Source organism: Kitasatospora sp. NPDC054939 (assembly GCF_053610105.1).
The window spans coordinates 1-17,127 of record NZ_JBSGXP010000110.1 but is presented as its reverse complement, the minus strand read 5'-3'; the positions used below and the strand labels follow the sequence as shown (position 1 = coordinate 17,127).

The following is a 17,127-nucleotide window of genomic DNA, read 5'->3' as shown; positions in this document are numbered from 1 at the left end:
CACAGACACAACTGTGAACTGACGCCCACACGGACGCCGTTCACCGAGCGGCGCCACCCGCTCGCGGAGGGTCAGCGCCGGACGAACTCCGCGCCGCCGGAGCGGACTGACCGGCCGTCAGTCCACGAGGGCCGCGACCGCCGGGCGCCCGCCCCGCCCTTGCCCGGCGCACGGCCGGGTGACCAGACTGTTGCGCCGTGAAGTCACCTGGGGGCACGCATTGCTGACTGTCGATCATCCCGCCGGGGGCGGGCCGGCCGAACCCGACCGGGCCCGGCCCGAAGCCCCCGGCCCCACCGGGCCGGACCCCGCACCGGCACCCGGCCGCTCCCGGACGGCGCGGCGCAGGCGCGCCCTGGTGGCGGTGGCACTGGGTGCGGCCCTCGTCGCGGTCGGCGGCCTCGCCGGCGCCGGCCTGGTCACCTCCCCCGCGGAGCGGGCCGCCCGGACGGCGCCCCCGCCCCGGAGCCTGATCACCGCGCCGGTCACCAGCCAGGTGCTCAACCGCTCGGTCTCGGCGCGGGCGGTGATCCACCCGCCCGCCCAGTACGACATCGTCCCGACCGCGGCCACCGCCGATATCACCCGCCTCTACGTCTCCCGGCTGGACGTCCGCACCGGGGACGCGGTGGCCGCCGGCACCCTCCTCGCCGAGGTGTCCGGCCAGCCGATCGTCGTACTCCGCGGCCCGGTGCCCGCCTACCGCGACCTCAAGCCCGGCAGCACCGGCCCGGACGTCACCGGGCTCCAGGAGGCGCTGGCCGCACTCGGCCACGGGTACGGCCCGGACCGGAAGGGCACCTTCGGCCCGGGCACCGGGCGGGCGGTGAGCGCGTTCTACGAGAGGCTCGGCTATCCGGTGCCGACCACCGGCTCCGCCACCCGGCAGGCCGTGGAGACGGCGCAGAAGGCGGTGGACGCCGCCCGCCAGCAGGTGGACGCGCTCACCGCGCAGAAGCGGGCCGCCGCCCAGCCGCCCCCGCCCGCCCAGCCGCCGACGGCCCCGAACCCGGCCCCGCCCCCCGCTCCTGCCCCCACCCCTGACCCGACCCAGGCCCAGGCCCCGCCCGCCGCGGCCCCCACCGGCGCCCCGGCACCCACGGCGCCCGCAGGCGCCGAACTCGACCGGCAACTCACCGCCGCCCGGAAGCAGTCGGCCGACGCCCAGGCCGCGCTGACCGAGGCCAGGGCGCTGCACGGCCCGATGGTCCCGGCCGCCCACGTGGTGTTCCTGCCGACCCTCCCCGCGACGGTGACCGCGGTCAACGGCTCGGTCGGCTCGGCCGCGTCCGGCACCCTGCTGTCGCTCACCAGCGGGGACCTCGGGGTCACCGGCCGGCTGACCCCGGACCAGGCCGCCGGGGTGCGGCCGGGAATGGCCGTGGAGCTCCTGGTCGAGGAGACCGGCACCACCCTGAGGGGCACGGTCGGCGAGCTCGGCACGCCCACCTCGGAGCCCCCGAGCGGCCGGGTCGTCACCCTCGGCGGGGCCACCGGCGCCGGCCCGGCCGCCGGCGGTGCGGCCGGCCCCGGCGCAGGCCCGGGCGGCCCCGTACCCCAGCCCGGCGGCGGACCCGCCCACGTCCCGGTGACGATCGTCCCGGCCGCGCCGCTGCCGGCCGCGCTGAACGGCCGCAACGTCCGACTCACCGTGCTCAGGGACGGCTCCGACCGGCCCGTCACCGCCGTCCCGGTGGCCGCGCTCAGCACCGACGCCGCCGGCCTGACCTCGGTCACCACCGTGGACGCCGCGGGCAACCGGACCACCGTGCCGGTGACCACCGGGGTGTCCGCCGACGGCCTGGTCGCCGTCGTCCCGGCCCCCGGCGCCGCACTGGCCCCCGGCGACCAGGTGGTGGTGGGCACGTGACGGCCGCCGAGCCGCCGGTGATCGCCCTGCGCGGCGTCGGCCGCAGCTGGCCCGGCGAACCGCCGGTGACCGCGCTGCACCCCTGCGACCTGACCGTCCGCCGCGGCGAGTACCTGGCGGTCACCGGCCCGTCCGGCTCCGGCAAGTCCACCCTGCTGCACCTGCTCGGCCTGCTCGACACCCCGAGCACCGGCCGCTACGAGCTCGACGGCATCGACACCGGGGGGCTGCGCGACCGGGAGCGCTCGGCCCTGCGCGGGCGGCGGATCGGCTTCGTCTTCCAGTCGTTCCACCTGCTGCCGCACCGCACCGCCGAGGAGAACGTGGCACTCGCCCAGGTCTACCACCGCACCCCGCCCCGGGAGCGCCGGGCCGCCGCCCTGGACGCGCTGCGCCGGGTCGGCCTCGGCCACCGCACCGGTGCGGTGCCCACCACGATGTCCGGCGGCGAACGGCAGCGGGTGGCGATCGCCCGCGCCCTGGTCAACCGGCCCAGCCTGCTGCTCTGCGACGAGCCGACCGGCAACCTGGACTCGGCCAACGCCGCGGCGGTGCTCGACCGCTTCGACGCACTGCACGACCGGGGCTTCACCCTGGTGGTGATCACCCACGACCCGGCCGTCGCCGCCCGGGCCGGCCGGGTGGCGACCCTCCACGACGGGGTGCTCACCGCGCCGGAGGTGGCGGCCCGGTGACCCGCTCCCGCCTCCCGGAGCCCGCCTCCCGGCTGGGGCTGCGCGACCTCGGCTCGGAGGCCCTGTCGGGCATCCTCCAGCGCCCCGGCCGCGCGGGGCTCACCCTGCTCGGCACGGTGCTGGGGGTCGGCGCCCTGGTGGCCGTCCTCGGGCTGACCGCGACCACCGCCGGCCGGATCGCCGAGCGGTTCGACCTCACCGCGGCGACCACCGTGGACGTGGCCGACCGCCCCCGCACCGACGGCGTCGCCCCCGGCGGCAACCCGCCGAGCAGCTTCCCCGCGGACACCGACGCCCGGCTGGCCAGGATCGACGGGGTCACCGCGGCGGGCGTCTGGTGGCCGGTGCCCGGGGCGCCGGTGGTCACCGGCCGCCCCCTGGGCGGGGCCGAGGGCACCGGCCTGACCGTGCTGGCGGCGACCCCGGGCGCGGTGGCCGCGATGGAGCCCACCCTGGCGTCCGGGGTGACGATGGACGCCTTCGTCGACCGGACTGCCCAGCCGGTGGTGCTGCTGAGCGAGGCCGCCGCCCGGCGGCTCGGGGTGTCCCGGCTGGACGGCCGGCCCGCGGTCTTCCTCGACGCCGTCCCCTACACGGTGATCGGCATCTACACGGACGTCCGGCGGCAGCCCGGCGCCCTGCTCGGCGTGATCGTCCCGGCGAGCACCGCGCTGGCCCGGTTCGGCCACCCCGCGCCCGAACCGGAGCGCGCGGCGCGGGCGCTGGTCGCCACCCGGGTCGGCGCCGCCGCGGTGGTCGCCGAGCAGATCCCGGCCGCCCTGCGCCCGGACCGGCCGGACGCCTTCACCGTGCTGCCGGCGCCCGATCCGCACGGCCTGCGGGACGCGGTGTCCTCCGACCTGACCGGCCTCTTCCTGGCGCTGGCCGGAATCTGCCTGCTGGTCGGCGCGGTCGGCATCGCCAACACCACCCTGGTCGCCGTTCTGGAGCGCACCGGGGAGATCGGCCTGCGCCGCTCGCTGGGGGCCAGGACCGGGCACATCGCCGCCCAGTTCCTGACCGAGTCCGCGCTGCTGGGCACCCTCGGCGGTCTGGTCGGCACCGGGCTCGGCACGGTCACCGTGGTGGCGGTCGCCGCCGTCCGGGAGTGGACCGCCGTACTGCAGCCGGCCGCCACCCTGCCGGCCCCGCTGATCGGCACCGCGGTCGGCCTGCTGGCGGGCCTCTACCCGGCGCTCCGGGCCGCCCGCACCGACCCGCTGCGGGCCCTGCGCGGCGCCTGAGTCCTCCACGGGCGCCCGGGGGCTCCGCGCAGGGCCCGGGCGCCCGGGCAGCACGAAGGGGGCCCACCGGTGGCGGGCCCCCTTCGTACTGAGGGTGGGTCAGGCGGTCAGTGCGGCGGCGGTCAGAACGCCTCCTCCGCCAGGTCCATGATCTCGTTGTCGATGCCCTCGGCGATCAGGCGCTGCGGGGCGGTCGTCGGCAGGACGTTGCGGGCGAAGAAGCGGGCGGCGGCGACCTTGCCCTGGTAGAAGGGGACGTCCTTCTCGGTGGCGCCGGCCTCCAGCTTGGCCAGGGCCACGGCGGCCTGGCGCAGCAGCAGCCAGCCGACGACGACGTCGCCGGAGACCATCAGCAGGCGGGTGGTGTTGAGGCCCACCTTGTACATGTTCTTGACGTCCTGCTCGACCGAGGAGAGGTCGGCGAGCAGCTTGCCGATGATCGCCTCCAGGTCGCCGGCGGCCTTGGCGAGCAGCTCGCGCTCGGCGGCCAGGGCGTCGCCGCCCGCGGCGCCGGCGAGGAACTTCTGGATCTGCTCGGACAGCGCGGTGAGCGCCTGGCCGCCGTCCTTGACGATCTTGCGGAAGAAGAAGTCCTGGCCCTGGATGGCCGTGGTGCCCTCGTAGAGGGTGTCGATCTTGGCGTCCCGGATGTACTGCTCGATCGGGTACTCCTGCAGGTAGCCGGAGCCACCGAAGGTCTGCAGGGACTGGGCGAGCTGCTCGTAGGACTTCTCCGAGCCGTAGCCCTTGACGATCGGCAGCAGCAGGTCGTTCAGGCGCTCGGCGGCCTCGTCGGTCTCGCCGCGCAGACGGGCGGCGATCACGTCGTCCTGGGTGGAGGCGGTGAACAGGACCAGGGCGCGCATGCCCTCGGCGTACGCCTTCTGGGTCAGCAGCGAGCGGCGCACGTCCGGGTGGTGCGTGATGGTGACGCGCGGGGCGGTCTTGTCCAGGAACTGCGAGATGTCGGCGCCCTGCACGCGCTCCTTGGCGTACTCCAGCGCGTTCAGGTAGCCGGTGGAGAGGGTGGCGATGGCCTTCGTGCCGACCATCATGCGGGCGAACTCGATGATCTTGAACATCTGGCGGATGCCGTCGACCTTCTCGCCCAGCAGCCAGCCCTTGGCCGGGTGCTTGGCACCGAAGGTCATCTCGCAGGTGTTCGAGGCCTTGAGGCCCATCTTGTGCTCGACGTTGGTGGCGTAGACGCCGTTGCGCTCGCCGAGCTCGCCGGTCTCCCAGTCGAAGTCGTACTTCGGCACGATGTAGAGGCCGAGGCCCTTGGTACCCGGCTTACCGCCCTCGGGGCGGGCCAGCACCATGTGGATGATGTTCTCGGACATGTCGTGCTCGCCCGAGGTGATGAAGCGCTTGACGCCCTCGATGTGCCAGGAGCCGTCCTCCTGCTTGACGGCCTTGGTGCGGCCGGCGCCCACGTCGGAGCCGGCGTCCGGCTCGGTGAGGACCATGGTGGAGCCCCACAGGCGGTCGGTCATCCGCTTGGCGACCTCCAGCTGCTCCTCGGTGCCCTCCTCGGCGATGACGCCGGCGAAGGCCGGGCCGGAGGAGTACATCCAGATGGCCGGGTTGGAGCCGAGGATCTGCTCGGCGAAGGCCCAGATCAGCGACGACGGGGTGACCTGGCCGCCGATGGACTCCGGGATGCCCAGGCGCCACCACTCGGCGTCCATGAAGGTCTGGTAGCTCTTCTTGAACGAGGCCGGGATCGGGGCGGTGCTGGTCTCCGGGTCGAAGACCGGCGGGTTGCGGTCGGCGTCGACGAAGGAGGCGGCGAGGTCGTTCTCGGCCAGCCGGGCGATCTCGCTGAGGATGTTCTTCGCGGTCTCGACGTCCATGTCGGCGAACGGTCCGGTGCCGTACACCTGGTCACGGCCGAACACCTCGAAGAGGTTGAACTCCACGTCCCGCAGGTTGGACTTGTAGTGACCCATGGCCGTTTTCTCCGGTTCGTCGCTTCCGGGTGTCCGCCACGTTCGGGCGCCCCGTACCCACCAGTAGGCATCATGATGCTACCCAGCGGTAACTTGTTCAAGCCCCCGGCCGTGAATCCGCTATGAACACGGTCACGTCGCACGTGGCCGGCCTCCACAACGACCGGGGCCCACTCCTGTCAGGATCGACCGCCGCACGGGGTGCGGCGCTCCCGATAGCCTGTCCGTGTGTACGGCTATGACCAGAGCGCATACCCGGGCGACCCCTACCAGCAGGCGGGCCAGCAGCCGGGAATGAACGGCATGCCCGGCCCCGGCCCGTACGGCGAGCAGCCGCAGGCGTCGCAGCAGTCCCTCTACCCGGAACCCTCCCCGCCCTCGCTGGCGGACGCGGTCCGGGCCTTCACCACCGGCTCGATGGCGGTGGAGGACTTCCAGGCCATCTTCATCACCTCCAAGGTGCACTGCCCGCGCGGCGACCGGCCGGGCTTCCTGGCCCTGCACAACACCCCGACGCCGGTGATCCCGATGTTCAGCTCGCTCAAGGAGCTGCGCCGGTACGCGGGCAAGGAGTCCAAGCACTTCACGGTGACCGGCGCCGAGGTGCTGGACCTGCTGCCCACCGGCTACGGCTTCGCGCTGGACATGGAGGGGGAGCACCGGATGGTGTTCGACGCCAAGGCGGTGGAGCAGATGGTCGACTTCACCATGCGCCGCATGTACGGCTGACCCGCGGGCCCGGCGGTCCGCCGCCGGGCCGGGCCGGCCGGATCCACGGCCACATGGTTCAACTTTCAACTTGCTTCTTGTTGAGGATTGAACTAACCTCGTCCACGTAGGCCAGAGACCCCCCGAAGGAGGCCGACATGCCCGCCGTGACCGTCGACAACCCGCTGACCCTCCCGCGCGTCGCCACCCCCGACCCCGCCGTCACGAGCGCCCGGCCGGTCCTCACCGTGGTCACCGCCCCCGAGGGCTACGAGGGCGAGGGCTTCCCCGTCCGCCGCGCCTTCGCCAAGATCAACACCAAGTACCTCGACCCGTTCATCATGATGGACCAGATGGGCGAGGTGGAGTACGCCGCCGGGGAGCCCAAGGGCACGCCCTGGCACCCGCACCGCGGCTTCGAGACCGTCACCTACCTGATCGACGGCGAGTTCATCCACAAGGACTCGCACGGCGGCGGCGGCCACCTCGGCGGCGGCGACACCCAGTGGATGACGGCCGGCTCGGGCATCCTGCACATCGAGACCCCGCCGGAGTCCCTGGTGGCCACCGGCGGCCTCTTCCACGGCATCCAGCTGTGGGTGAACCTCCCGGCCTCGGACAAGATGACCGTCCCGCGCTACCAGGACATCCACGGCGGCCACGTCAAGCTGCTCTCCTCGCCGGACGGCGGCACCGTCCTGCGGCTGATCGCCGGCGAGCTGGACGGCCACCGCGGCCCGGGCGCCACCCACACCCCGATCACGCTGATCCACGCCAGCCTCACCCCGGGCGCGCAGGTCACCCTCCCCTGGCGCAAGGACTTCAACGCGCTGGCGTACGTCCTGAACGGCGACGGGCGGATCGGCGCCGAGGGCCGGCCGATCCGCACCGGGCAGGCGGCGGTGTTCGGCGACGGAGACTCGATCACCATCGCGGCCGACACCCTGCAGGACTCCCGGCACCCCAACCTGGACGTGATCGTCCTGGGCGGGCAGCCGATCCGCGAGCCGGTCGCCTGGTACGGGCCGTTCGTGATGAACAGCCACCGGGAGCTCCAGCAGGCGATGGAGGACTTCCAGTCCGGCTCGTTCGGCCACCCGATCGACTGACCCGCTGACGCAGACGCCCCGGCCCGCTCCGCCCTACACCAGGGCGTAGAGGGCCGAGGCGTCGTCGTGGGCCTTGCCGCGCGGCCAGCGCTCGCAGGACGCGTCGGCCCGCTCGACCTCCCGCACCTGGGCGATCAGCTCGGCCGGCCCCGACTCGGCGAGCAGCCGCAGCGCGTCCGCCCAGCTGCCCAGCCCGAAGCGCTCGGTGTACCGGGAGGCGCCGTCGGTCAGCGCCGCCACCGCGCGCAGCCGCTCCAGCCGGACGAACCCGGTCTCGGCGTGCGTCGCCGCCTTCGGGCTGGCCGCGGCGATCCACGGCCCGCGCGGGGTGTTGCGGGCGGCCCGGACCGCCTGCACGTACGCCAGGTGCAGCGCGGCCCGCTCGGCCGTGCCCGGCACCGTCGACCAGACCTGGCGGCGCAGCTCCTCGCCGCCGGGGAACCGCTGGTTGTCGCCGATCACCTTCGGCGGGGCGTCCTTGTACTCCAGGACCAGCAGCGAGTCGCCGAGCACCAGGTACTCCAGCGAGGCGCCGTGCCGGCGGGCGGCGACCACCATCGCGGCCGGGGTGTTCGGGTGCGCCAGGTCGCAGCGGCCGCCGTGCAGGGCGGCCGTCTCCACGATGGCGTCGGCCAGGCACTCGGCGATCGAGCGGTCCGCCCGGTCGGTCAGCCGGGCCAGCAGGTGCACCCCCAGCCGCCGGACGTACCAGGGGGTGCCGTGGCGGCACCCGGACTCCATGTCGGTCGGCGTGCTGGAACCGTCGAGCAGTACCAGCGCCTCGGACGTCGCCGCCGCGAAGTCCTCGCTCTCGCGGTCCGGCCGCCGTGCTTCCCCTGCCAGCTGTACGCGCATCCCGCCAGTGTGGCCGCCCGCCGGGGCCACCGCCCAGAGCCGTGCACCCGGTGTGCCCGAACCCTCCGGTGGCAGCCGGGGCAATCCGGCCATACCGTCGGATACCGAGTGGACAATCCGGCCAATCAGGGCCTGTTGGGTTTGGGATCTCCGGGGCACTCCTTCGGGGGGCCCGGGAGGCCCGGGACTGACGAGGAGTGCGGGATGTTCTGGGAGTTCGTCGTTCTACTGGCCGCCTCGATCGGCTTTCCGATCGCCGCCCTGCTGTTCATGATCGGCGGGCCGCGCTTCCCCGACGAGCGGCGCGACACCCGCTGACCGCCGTCAGCGCGCGACGGCCGCCCGGGGCCGCTCCGCCGGCCGCGGTGCACCGGGCTCCCGGGACGCCCGGGGCTCGCCGAGGAAGCCGATCGCATGGTCGACCACGGCCGGGTCGGCGAGGATCCGCCGGTGGCCCAGCCCCCGGGTGACCACCAGGTCGAGCCGGTCGCCGTACGCCTCGCGGAGCCGGTGCGCCTGGTCCAGGCCGACCACCGCGTCGTCCTCGTCGTACACCGCCAGCACCGCCGGCCCCGGGTCGGCCGCCCCGGCCCCGTCCGGCCGGTACGAGGCGTCGAAGTGGCGCCGGAGGTCGCGGTCGGCCCGCAGCCCGGGGGTGCCGGCCAGCAGCACCCGGTCGAGGCGGCGGTTCAGGGCGCGCTCCGCCCGGGCGCCCAGCCCGAGCTGCGCGGAGAAGCTCGCGGGCAGGACGTCGAAGTCGACCACGCCCGCCACGGCCACCACCCGCTCGGCCCGCACCCCGTTGCGCAGCGCCAGGAAGGCGGCGGTGACGCCGAAGGAGTGCGCGACCACCGCCTCGAAGTCGCCGTACCGCCGGTGCAGTGCACCGATCACCTCGCGGTACTCCAGGATCGTGGTCGCGCTGCCGCCGGACTCGCCGTGCCCGGGGGCGTCGAAGGCGACCGGGCTGAGGCCGAGCGCCCGCAGCCCGGGGACGAAGGCGGCGAAGCGGGAGGCCCGGGACTGCCAGCCGTGCACCAGCAGGACGGGCCGGCCGCCGTCGCCCCAGCGGTAGGTGACGACGCGCTTGCCGTGGACGGCGAGGTCCTCGGTGGCGGCCTCGGCGCGCAGCTCCTGCTCCTCGGCGCGCAGCCGGCTGCGCCGGAGCGGGCGCTTGAAGACCTCGAGGGCGGCGCGGCCGGCCAGCCCCGGGGCGACGAGGGCGGTGGCGTTGAGGCCGGTTCCGAGGAGTGCGGCGACCGGGTCCATGGGTGGTCTCCCTGTGGTTCGGGTGGTGCCTGTGGGTGGGACCGTGCTCGTGCCGAGATATTAGCACGACCGTTCGTGCAGTTTTCTGGAGCCGCACCCGGCCCGCCGCGACGCGCGGGGGATCAGTCGTCGATCAGCGCCGGGTCCACGGCCTCCGCCAGCAGCAGGCGCCGCACCGCACGGGCCGCCCGGTCGTACGGCACCGCCTCGTCGAAGAGCACCGCGTGCGAGTTGGCCAGCTCCATGCAGGCGGTCAGTTCGAAGGCCAGCTGCTCCGGGTCGGCCTCCGGGCGCAGCGCACCCGCCGCCCTGGCGTCCGCGAGCGCCCCGGACAGCGCCTCGCGCCAGTCCCGGGCGCACTCCGCGAGCAGGTCCCGCAGCGGGCCGGGGCGGGCGTCGAACTCGGCGGTGACCTCGTAGAAGAAGCAGCCGCCGGGGAAGACCCGGGCCCGCGAGTAGGCGAGCCAGTTGGCGCAGAGCCGCTGCAGCCGGACCAGCGGGCGCGGCTCGTCCTGCGCGGGGGCCACCACCGCGTCGTAGAAGATCCGCCGGGCCGCCCGCACGGTGGCGAGCTGGAGCTCCTCCTTGGAGCCGAAGCCGGCGAACACCCCGCTCTTGCTGAGGCCGAGGTCGGTGGCGAGCCGGCCGATCGACAGCGCCTCCAGGCCCTCCACCGAGGCGATCTCGACCGCGCGGCGCAGCACCGCGCGCCGGGTCTCCTCACCGCGCTGGATCCGCCCGTCGACCCGTCCGCCCGCGGCGGCACCGGCCATCGTCCACCTCCTGCTGGGAAGCCGGCCGGGGGAGCCCGGTCGGGGAGCTCGGCTGCCCCGGTCGGGGCATCGGCTGCGCAGCGCCGCCGGGGCGGCGTGCCGTGCCGCCAGCGTAGCGCCGCCCCCGGCGACGCCGGCCGCCGTCGCCGGGCGGCACCGGGAGCAGAGGGGGTCGGGTCCTCCCGTGCCGCGGCCGGTGGGTGCCGCGCTCAGTCGGCGGGCGCCGCCAGCGCGCGCTCCAGCGGTACGGCCAGGGCGAGCAGCCGTTCGTCCTGCCCGGCCGCGCCGATCACCTGCAGGCCCAGCGGCAGGCCGCCGAGGCGGCCTGCCGGCAGGCTGAGCGCGGGCAGGCCGGCGTAGCTCCACGGCAGGGACATCACCGCGTCGCCGGTGGAGTCCAGGCCGACCGGGGCGGGCCCGGTGGCGGCGGGGGCCAGCCAGAGGTCGACCCCGGCCCGGACGGTCGCCTCGGCGATCCGCTCGCGGAAGTGCTCGCGGGCCCGGAGGGCGGCCCGGTAGTCATCCGGGTCGACGCCCTGGCCGTGCCGGATGCCGGCCACCGTCTCGGGCCGGTACAGGCCGCCGAAGCGGGCGAACCAGTCGCGGTGGCTGCGGGCCATTTCGAAGCGGTTGACGGTCTGCAGGTGCCGCGCGACCTCCTCGAAGTCGGGGATCGGGTCGACCTCGCGGACCTCCAGCCCGGCCGCCGCCAACCGGGCGAGCTGGCGGCCGAACGCGGCCAGCGCCTCGGGCGCGGCCCGGTCGCGGTACGGGCCGACCGGCACGCCGAGCACCGGCGGACCGCCCTCCGGCACCGGCCGCCAGTCGTCGCAGAGCAGCGGGGCGGCCAGCGCGGCGCCGGCCAGGTCGGCGGTGAACAGCCCGAGGGTGTCCAGGCTCGGCGCGTTCGGGACCACCCCGTGCGCCGGGATCCGCCCGTGCGTCGGCCGGAAGCCCACCACCCCGCAGTACGCGGCGGGCCGCACCACCGAGCCGACGGTCTGGGTGCCGATCGCCAGCGGCACCAGCCCGGCCGCGACCGCCGCCGCCGAACCGCTGCTGGAGCCGCCCGGGGTGTGCCCGAGGTGGTGCGGGTTGCGGGTCGGCGGCGGGGCGCCCCCGGCGAACTCGGCGGTGTGGGTCTTGCCCGCCACCAGGGCGCCCGCGGCGCGGAGCCGGTCCACCACGGTGGCCTGCGGACCGGCCATTACGCCCGGCGGCAGCGCCGAGCCCGCGTGGGTCGGCAGCCCGTCGACGTGCACGATGTCCTTCACTCCGACCGGCACCCCGTACAGCGGCGGGGCCGCGGCCGGGTCGGGCCGGTCCCGGACGAGCGCGGCGGCCTCGGCGTGCAGCCGCTCGTACCGGCCGGGCTCGGGCACGAACGCCCGGACCAGCGGGTCGACGTGCTCGATCCGGGCGCAGAGCCGCTCGACGTGGTCCACCGGGTCGGTCCGCCCGGAGCGCAGCCCGGCGGCCTCGCCGGTGAGCGAGCGGTACCGGACCAGCGGTTCCGGTCCGGCCGACACGCGGTCGCCGGCCCTCACTCGGCGTGTTCGCCGGGCGTGTACGGCTGCTCGCGGAGGTAGTAGGCGCCGCAGGTGTGGCAGCAGAGCTCCGGGGTCCCGCCCCAGTCCGCGGGATCCCGCATCGGGGCGTCCGCGTCGAGCTCCCGCCCGCACATGGCGACCGCGTCGGAGCCGCGGACCATGTGCCAGAGCCTCACACCGGTGGACGGACCGCCGGCGCCGTACTCCGCGCGCATCTGGTGCATCATGCCCCCATCGTCCGGCCGGGTGACGGGGGCGGCAACTCAGGCCCCTCCCCGGGTGCGCAGGGCCGCCCCGGGGGTGGTGAGCGGCTCAGGCCTCCGGCAGCAGGCTCCCGTGCAGCCGCAGCCGGGCGATCCCGCCGTCCGGGTAGACGTCCAGCCGCACGTGGGTGGCCGGGCGGGGCCGGTCGACCAGCAGCCGGTGGACGGCGTCGGGCTGCAGCCGGGTCCGGGGCACCAGTTCGAACCACTCCTGCGGGTCGGCGGCCCGCTCGTCCCGTCCGGACACCGCCGCCCAGCCGGCCGCGTTGCCGACGTAGCAGCCTGTGTCGATCTCCACGGCCCGGATCGCGCCGCGGCCGGCGAGCCGCAGCCGGACCCAGTCGTGGCCGTCGTCGCGGCGGCGGCGGTTCTCCCAGCCGTCGCCCATCGCCCGGGAGCGGCCGGGCAGGGCGAGGTTGGCCGGGGAGGAGAAGAAGCGGTCGGAGGCGTCCTCGACGGTGCCGCCGTGCTCGATCGCGGCGAGGTCGAAGGTGCCGAGGGCGGCGAGCCAGGCCGGGTCCGGACGGGCCTCGCCGTGCACCCGCAGCCGGGCGATCCCGCCGTCCGGGTACTGGGCGAGCCGCAGGTGGGTGAAGCGGCGCCGGTCGGTGACGGCGAAGCCGTTGGCGGCGTGGCCGCGCACCGGGGAGCGCGGCACCAGCGGGTGCCATGCGGTGGAGTCGGCGAGCAGTTCCTCGGGCCCGGGGGTGCCGGGCAGTTCGGCGCCCTCGACCGAGACCTGCCGGGGGTAGTTGCCGCGGAAGTGCGCGGTGTCCACGATCACGCCGTGCACGACCCCGGGCACGCCGAGCCGGATCAGGGCCCAGTCGTGGTCACCCGCGGCCGGGTGCGGGCGGTCGCCGGCCGCGCCGCGCCGGCGCCGGGTCTCCCAGCCGTCCATGATCTGGCCCTTGTTGCCGAAGGTGTGCGGGCGGAACTCGGCGGGCTCCGGCAGCAGCAGGTTCTCCCGCTCGGCGAACAGCTCGTCGTTGGCGGCGATCACCGCGCCGCCGAGCCGGCGGTCGGCGAGGTCGGTCAGGGCGGTGAACCCGAAGTCGGCGGACCGGTAGTCCGCGTAGGGGTTGCCGCCGGCGTAGGGGAGGGCGTCGGTGCTCCGATCGGTCGTCATGCGTCCACTGTCCGCCCGCCGCTGTCGTCAGGTCCATCGCAAAGATCGGAGCGAAACGTTCAGTCCGACTGAACGGTCGGCCCGGGCCCGGAGGCCGCGGCCGCGTCGCCCAGCGCGGCCAGCACCCGGCGCAGCGGCGCCACGTCCTCGGTGCCCGCCCGGACCGCCGCCACCACCTGGCGGGCCGGCGGCTCGGCCGGCAGCGCGCGGAGCACCGCCCCGGCCGGGCGCCCCGCCGAGGCCAGCCGCGGCACCAGCGCCACGCCCAGCCCGGCGGCCACCAGCGCCAGGATCGCCGTCCAGTCGGTCGCGGTGTGCGCCCGCTCCGGGACGAACCCGGCGTCCGCGCAGGCCGCCAGGGTGATCTCCCGCCAGGGGCCGTCCGCGCCGTAGATCCAGGGCTCGTCCGCGAGGTCCGCCAGCCGCAGCCGCGGCGCGCCGGCCAGCGGGTGCCCGGGCGGCAGCGCCACGTCCAGCGGGTCGCTCAGCAGCACCGACTGCCGGAACCGCGGGTCGGCCGCGGGCAGGTGCACGGCCAGCGACAGCGCGAGGTCCACCTCGCCGGTGGCCAGCAGCCGGTACGCCGCGGCCGCGTCCGCCTCCACCACCCGCACCGCCAGCTGCGGCGCGGCGGCCCGCAGGGCGGTGATCGCCGGGACCAGCAGCCCGCCGACCGCCGAGGCGAACGCCCCCACCCGGACCTCGCCCGCCTCGCCGTGCAGGTACCCGGCCAGCTCCGCCTCGGCCCGTTCCAGCTGGCCGAACACCAGCTCGGCGTGGCGCAGCAGCAGCCGGGCGGCCCCGGTCAGCCGCACCCGCCGCCCGTACGGCTCCAGCACCGGCGCGCCGACCTGCCGGGCCAGCGCCGACAGCTGCTGCGACACCGCCGACGGCGACATGCAGAGCCGCTCGGCCGCCGCGGTCACCGTCCCGCACTCGTCCAGCGCCCGCAGCACCCGGAGCCTGCGCAGATCCCACTCACCCATCGCGCCAGGGTAGGGCCGCCGCGGCGGCGGGCCGCGGGGGCGGCCTGCGGTTCAGGACGCGGCGCGCAGCAGGGCGTCGTCCTGCCACTTGAGGATCTTGTCGAAGCTGACGACCGCCCCGCGCAGCGGGTGGTTGCGCAGCCGGACGCAGTCGGTGAGGGCGTGGATGAGGAAGAGCCCGCGGCCGCTCTCCGCGGTCAGGTCGGGCAGCGTGTCGAGGTCCAGCGGGCGCAGGCTCGGCGCGGTCCCGGCGATGCCGGGCGGCAGCACGTGGGTGTCGTACGGGCGGTCGCGCCGGCCGGGCGGGTGCGGGGTGAGGACCCGGGCGGGCACGGTGGCCCGGCCGCGGCGGGTGCGGCTGCGGGCGGCGGGGCGCGCGGGCGGTGCGGTGGGGCGGCGCAGCGCGGCGGGGGCCGGGGCCGCTCCGGCGGCGGGCAGGCCGGGGCCGCGGTCGGTGACCTCGATCCGCAGCAGGTCGCCGTTGATGGCGGCGGTGACCTGGTAGTGGTCGCCGGCGCCGTGCTCGACGGCGTTGGCGCAGGCCTCGCTGAGGGCGACGCCGAGGTCGTGGGCGATCTGCGGGTCGACGCCCGCGGTCGCCATCGCACCGAGCAGTATCCGTCGGGCCAGCGGCACGCTGGCCGGATCGCGGTCGAGGTGCAGAGTCCACCAGATGTCCACGGGAGGTCCCTCCTGCCCTCGGGCCTGTCAGCCCCAGCGGCTCCACATACAACTAGCTATCTCCTGGCATTCCGGCGGTGAACCGTGCCAGGGGGCCGCTACCGCCCGTTCGGCGGATGGACTGGGGCCCCGCATTGTGCCGAGCGGCGCATTGGACGGCGCGTGCGCCGGGGCCGAACGGGGCATTCGTAGGGATTTCCCACCCTGCCCGCGGTTGTGCGGGGGGCGATGAGATGATGGCCCGGCCATGACTGCCCTGCCCGCCGCCCCGTACCCGGGCGCCCCCGCACCGGACGTGCCGGTGGGGGCCGCCGCCTGGGACCTGCGGCTTGCGCGGGCCGTTCCGTTCGCCCTGGTCTGCACGCTCGTCGCGGCGGCCGGGCACGCGCTGAGCGGGGGCGGCGAGGTCGCCCCGACCGCCCTGGCGACCGGGTTCGCGGCGGTCCTGCTGCTCGCCACCGCCCTCGGCGGCCGGGAGCGCTCGCTGCCCGCGATCGCGGGGGCGCTGGGGCTGGGCCAGTTCGGCCTGCACCTCCTCTTCCACGGCACCGGCGGCCACGCCGCCACCGGGGCGGGCCACGGCGGCTCCGGGCCGCTGACCCTGCCGCAGGTGGCGGGCCGGCTGGTCTGCAACGAGACCGGCGCCGCGCTGCCCGGCAGCCCCACCCCCGAGCAGCTGGTCGCCAGTGCCGGACTGGACCCGGCGGCGTTCGCCGTCGCGCCCTGGTGGCAGGGCGGCGTGCTCGGGATGACGGCCTCGATGGCCGCGGGCCACCTGGCCGCCGCCCTGGTGGCCGGCTGGTGGCTGCGGCGCGGCGAGGCGGCGCTCTGGCGGCTGGTCCGGCTGACGGCCGCCGCCGCCCGCGAGCACGCGGCGCCGCTGCGGACCGCCCTCGCGCTGGCCGCCGCGCTGCTGCGCGGGCTGCTCGGCCTGCCCGCAGGCCCGGCCCGCCGCTCCGGGGGGCCCGCCGGGAACGTCCCGCTGCCGTCCGGCGGGGCGCTGCGGCACAGCGTGGTGCGGCGCGGGCCGCCGTTCGGGGCCTTCGCGCACTGACCCGCCGACCGGCGCGACCGGGGCCGGGGGTGCGCGGTCGACGTGCCGTGCCCGCCCGTGTGCGGGGTGCGGCCCCCTTCGTCCCCCACCGCCGCGGCACGGAGCAACCGTGCCCGGAGCGGGCCGCCGGCGCCTGGCCGGTGCCGCCCGCCGAGCCTCCGAACGGAGACCACGCCATCATGCGTTCCCTTTCCACCCGCCGTGTCACCGCCGCCGCCCTCGCCGCCGCCGCCTCCGTCGTGGTGCTGGCCGGCCCGGCCCTCGCGCATGTGACCGTCCAGCCGGGCAACGCCCAGCAGGGCGGCTACACCGCGGTCGACTTCCGGGTGCCGAACGAGAGCGACACCGCCTCCACCGTGAAGCTGGAGATCAACCTGCCGCTGGACCACCCGCTGGCCTCGGTGCGGACCCTGCCGATGCCGGGCTGGACGGCGACGGTCGAGAAGGCCAAGATCGACAAGCCGATCAAGGTGCACGGCAACGACGTCAACGAGGCCGTCTCCAAGATCACCTGGACCGCCGACGCCGGGGTGAAGATCGCCCCCGGCCAGTTCCAGGAGTTCCGCGTCTCGCTCGGCCCGCTGCCGACCGACACCGAGAAGCTCACCTTCAAGGCGCTGCAGAGCTACGACAACGGCGACGTCGTCCGCTGGATCGACGAGGCCAAGGACGGCCAGCCGGAGCCCGCCAAGCCGGCGCCCGTCCTCAAGCTCACCAAGGCCACCGGTGACGCCCACGGCGCCCCCGCCGCCGGGGCCACCGCCACCGCCTCCCCCGCGGCCGACGGCCACAACAGCCACGACGGCTCCGCGGCCAAGGCCGACGCCGCCGACGCCAAGGCGAGCGACTCCACCGCCCGCACCCTCGGCGTGGTCGGCATCGTGGTCGGCGTGATCGGCACCGCGCTGGGCTTCCTGGGCCTGCGCCGCAAGAACGCCGCTTCCTGACGTCCGCGCCGGCGGGGCCGTGACCAGCACCGTCAGGGCCCC

16 protein-coding genes are annotated in these 17,127 nt (G+C 76.0%); 7 read left to right on the top strand and 9 right to left on the bottom strand.

The features are described from left to right. Positions 1-358: 358 nt before the first annotated feature. The 3 genes from ACWGB8_RS26795 to ACWGB8_RS26785 are packed head-to-tail and all read left to right on the top strand — an operon-like array spanning position 359 to position 3,809. Positions 359-1,870: a peptidoglycan-binding protein gene (locus ACWGB8_RS26795; protein ID WP_452216165.1), complete on the top strand. Its 1,512-nt coding sequence runs from the start codon at positions 359-361 to the stop codon at positions 1,868-1,870. Beyond that, a complete protein-coding gene (locus tag ACWGB8_RS26790; RefSeq protein WP_452216164.1) occupies positions 1,867-2,565 on the top strand; it encodes an ABC transporter ATP-binding protein in 699 nt (232 codons plus the stop codon). The genes ACWGB8_RS26795 and ACWGB8_RS26790 overlap by 4 nt, the downstream gene beginning before the upstream one ends. Further along, positions 2,562-3,809: an ABC transporter permease gene (locus ACWGB8_RS26785; RefSeq protein WP_452216163.1), complete on the top strand. Its 1,248-nt coding sequence runs from the start codon at positions 2,562-2,564 to the stop codon at positions 3,807-3,809. The genes ACWGB8_RS26790 and ACWGB8_RS26785 overlap by 4 nt, the downstream gene beginning before the upstream one ends. A gap of 122 nt (positions 3,810-3,931) precedes the next feature. Here the strand turns inward: ACWGB8_RS26785 and ACWGB8_RS26780 are convergent, their stop codons facing one another. Further along, entirely contained in the window at positions 3,932-5,761 is a 1,830-nt protein-coding gene (locus tag ACWGB8_RS26780) for an acyl-CoA dehydrogenase (RefSeq protein ID WP_452216162.1), read from the bottom strand. Positions 5,762-5,989: 228 nt separating this feature from the next. Between ACWGB8_RS26780 and ACWGB8_RS26775 the strand changes: the two genes are divergently transcribed. Beyond that, positions 5,990-6,490: an SseB family protein gene (locus ACWGB8_RS26775; RefSeq protein ID WP_452216161.1), complete on the top strand. Its 501-nt coding sequence runs from the start codon at positions 5,990-5,992 to the stop codon at positions 6,488-6,490. 137 nt (positions 6,491-6,627) lie between these two features. After that, positions 6,628-7,578, top strand: coding sequence for a pirin family protein (locus tag ACWGB8_RS26770; protein WP_452216160.1), 951 nt, complete (start codon positions 6,628-6,630; stop codon positions 7,576-7,578). 33 nt (positions 7,579-7,611) lie between these two features. Here the strand turns inward: ACWGB8_RS26770 and ACWGB8_RS26765 are convergent, their stop codons facing one another. From ACWGB8_RS26765 to ACWGB8_RS26730, 8 genes are all read right to left on the bottom strand, one after another. Beyond that, on the bottom strand, positions 7,612-8,433 hold the full coding sequence (locus tag ACWGB8_RS26765; protein WP_452216159.1) for an integrase: 822 nt from the start codon (positions 8,431-8,433) through the stop codon (positions 7,612-7,614). 324 nt (positions 8,434-8,757) lie between these two features. Beyond that, positions 8,758-9,702, bottom strand: a complete 945-nt coding sequence (locus ACWGB8_RS26760; RefSeq protein ID WP_452216158.1) for an alpha/beta fold hydrolase — start codon at positions 9,700-9,702, stop codon at positions 8,758-8,760. Positions 9,703-9,824: 122 nt separating this feature from the next. Continuing rightward, entirely contained in the window at positions 9,825-10,475 is a 651-nt protein-coding gene (locus tag ACWGB8_RS26755) for a TetR/AcrR family transcriptional regulator (protein WP_452216157.1), read from the bottom strand. A 209-nt stretch (positions 10,476-10,684) separates the two neighbouring features. After that, on the bottom strand, positions 10,685-12,004 hold the full coding sequence (locus tag ACWGB8_RS26750) for an amidase (RefSeq protein WP_452216156.1): 1,320 nt from the start codon (positions 12,002-12,004) through the stop codon (positions 10,685-10,687). Positions 12,005-12,018: 14 nt separating this feature from the next. Continuing rightward, on the bottom strand, positions 12,019-12,252 hold the full coding sequence (locus ACWGB8_RS26745; RefSeq protein WP_452216155.1) for a hypothetical protein: 234 nt from the start codon (positions 12,250-12,252) through the stop codon (positions 12,019-12,021). Between the two features lie 85 nt (positions 12,253-12,337). After that, the gene (gene alc, locus ACWGB8_RS26740) at positions 12,338-13,417 is read right to left on the bottom strand and encodes an allantoicase (RefSeq protein WP_452216154.1); all 1,080 of its coding nucleotides are present in this window, start codon (positions 13,415-13,417) and stop codon (positions 12,338-12,340) included. A gap of 59 nt (positions 13,418-13,476) precedes the next feature. Next, a complete protein-coding gene (locus tag ACWGB8_RS26735; protein WP_452216153.1) occupies positions 13,477-14,403 on the bottom strand; it encodes a LysR family transcriptional regulator in 927 nt (308 codons plus the stop codon). A 51-nt stretch (positions 14,404-14,454) separates the two neighbouring features. Continuing rightward, the gene (locus ACWGB8_RS26730) at positions 14,455-15,084 is read right to left on the bottom strand and encodes an ATP-binding protein (RefSeq protein ID WP_452216152.1); all 630 of its coding nucleotides are present in this window, start codon (positions 15,082-15,084) and stop codon (positions 14,455-14,457) included. Between the two features lie 247 nt (positions 15,085-15,331). On the opposite strand from ACWGB8_RS26730, the gene ACWGB8_RS26725 reads away from it, so the two are divergent. Both ACWGB8_RS26725 and ACWGB8_RS26720 read left to right on the top strand, forming a co-directional pair. Beyond that, the gene (locus tag ACWGB8_RS26725; protein WP_452216151.1) at positions 15,332-16,138 is read left to right on the top strand and encodes a hypothetical protein; all 807 of its coding nucleotides are present in this window, start codon (positions 15,332-15,334) and stop codon (positions 16,136-16,138) included. 179 nt (positions 16,139-16,317) lie between these two features. Further along, positions 16,318-17,085, top strand: coding sequence for a YcnI family copper-binding membrane protein (locus ACWGB8_RS26720; protein ID WP_452216150.1), 768 nt, complete (start codon positions 16,318-16,320; stop codon positions 17,083-17,085). Positions 17,086-17,127: the final 42 nt, after the last annotated feature.

Coding starts and splice junctions, on each gene's coding strand:
- ACWGB8_RS26780 (WP_452216162.1), bottom strand. CDS start 5,761: ATGGGTCACTACAAGTCCAACCTGCGGGACGTGGAGTTCAACCTCTTC.
- ACWGB8_RS26770 (WP_452216160.1), top strand. CDS start 6,628: ATGCCCGCCGTGACCGTCGACAACCCGCTGACCCTCCCGCGCGTCGCC.
- ACWGB8_RS26765 (WP_452216159.1), bottom strand. CDS start 8,433: ATGCGCGTACAGCTGGCAGGGGAAGCACGGCGGCCGGACCGCGAGAGC.
- ACWGB8_RS26760 (WP_452216158.1), bottom strand. CDS start 9,702: ATGGACCCGGTCGCCGCACTCCTCGGAACCGGCCTCAACGCCACCGCC.
- ACWGB8_RS26755 (WP_452216157.1), bottom strand. CDS start 10,475: ATGGCCGGTGCCGCCGCGGGCGGACGGGTCGACGGGCGGATCCAGCGC.
- ACWGB8_RS26745 (WP_452216155.1), bottom strand. CDS start 12,252: ATGATGCACCAGATGCGCGCGGAGTACGGCGCCGGCGGTCCGTCCACC.
- alc (WP_452216154.1), bottom strand. CDS start 13,417: ATGACGACCGATCGGAGCACCGACGCCCTCCCCTACGCCGGCGGCAAC.
- ACWGB8_RS26735 (WP_452216153.1), bottom strand. CDS start 14,403: ATGGGTGAGTGGGATCTGCGCAGGCTCCGGGTGCTGCGGGCGCTGGAC.
- ACWGB8_RS26725 (WP_452216151.1), top strand. CDS start 15,332: ATGACTGCCCTGCCCGCCGCCCCGTACCCGGGCGCCCCCGCACCGGAC.
- ACWGB8_RS26720 (WP_452216150.1), top strand. CDS start 16,318: ATGCGTTCCCTTTCCACCCGCCGTGTCACCGCCGCCGCCCTCGCCGCC.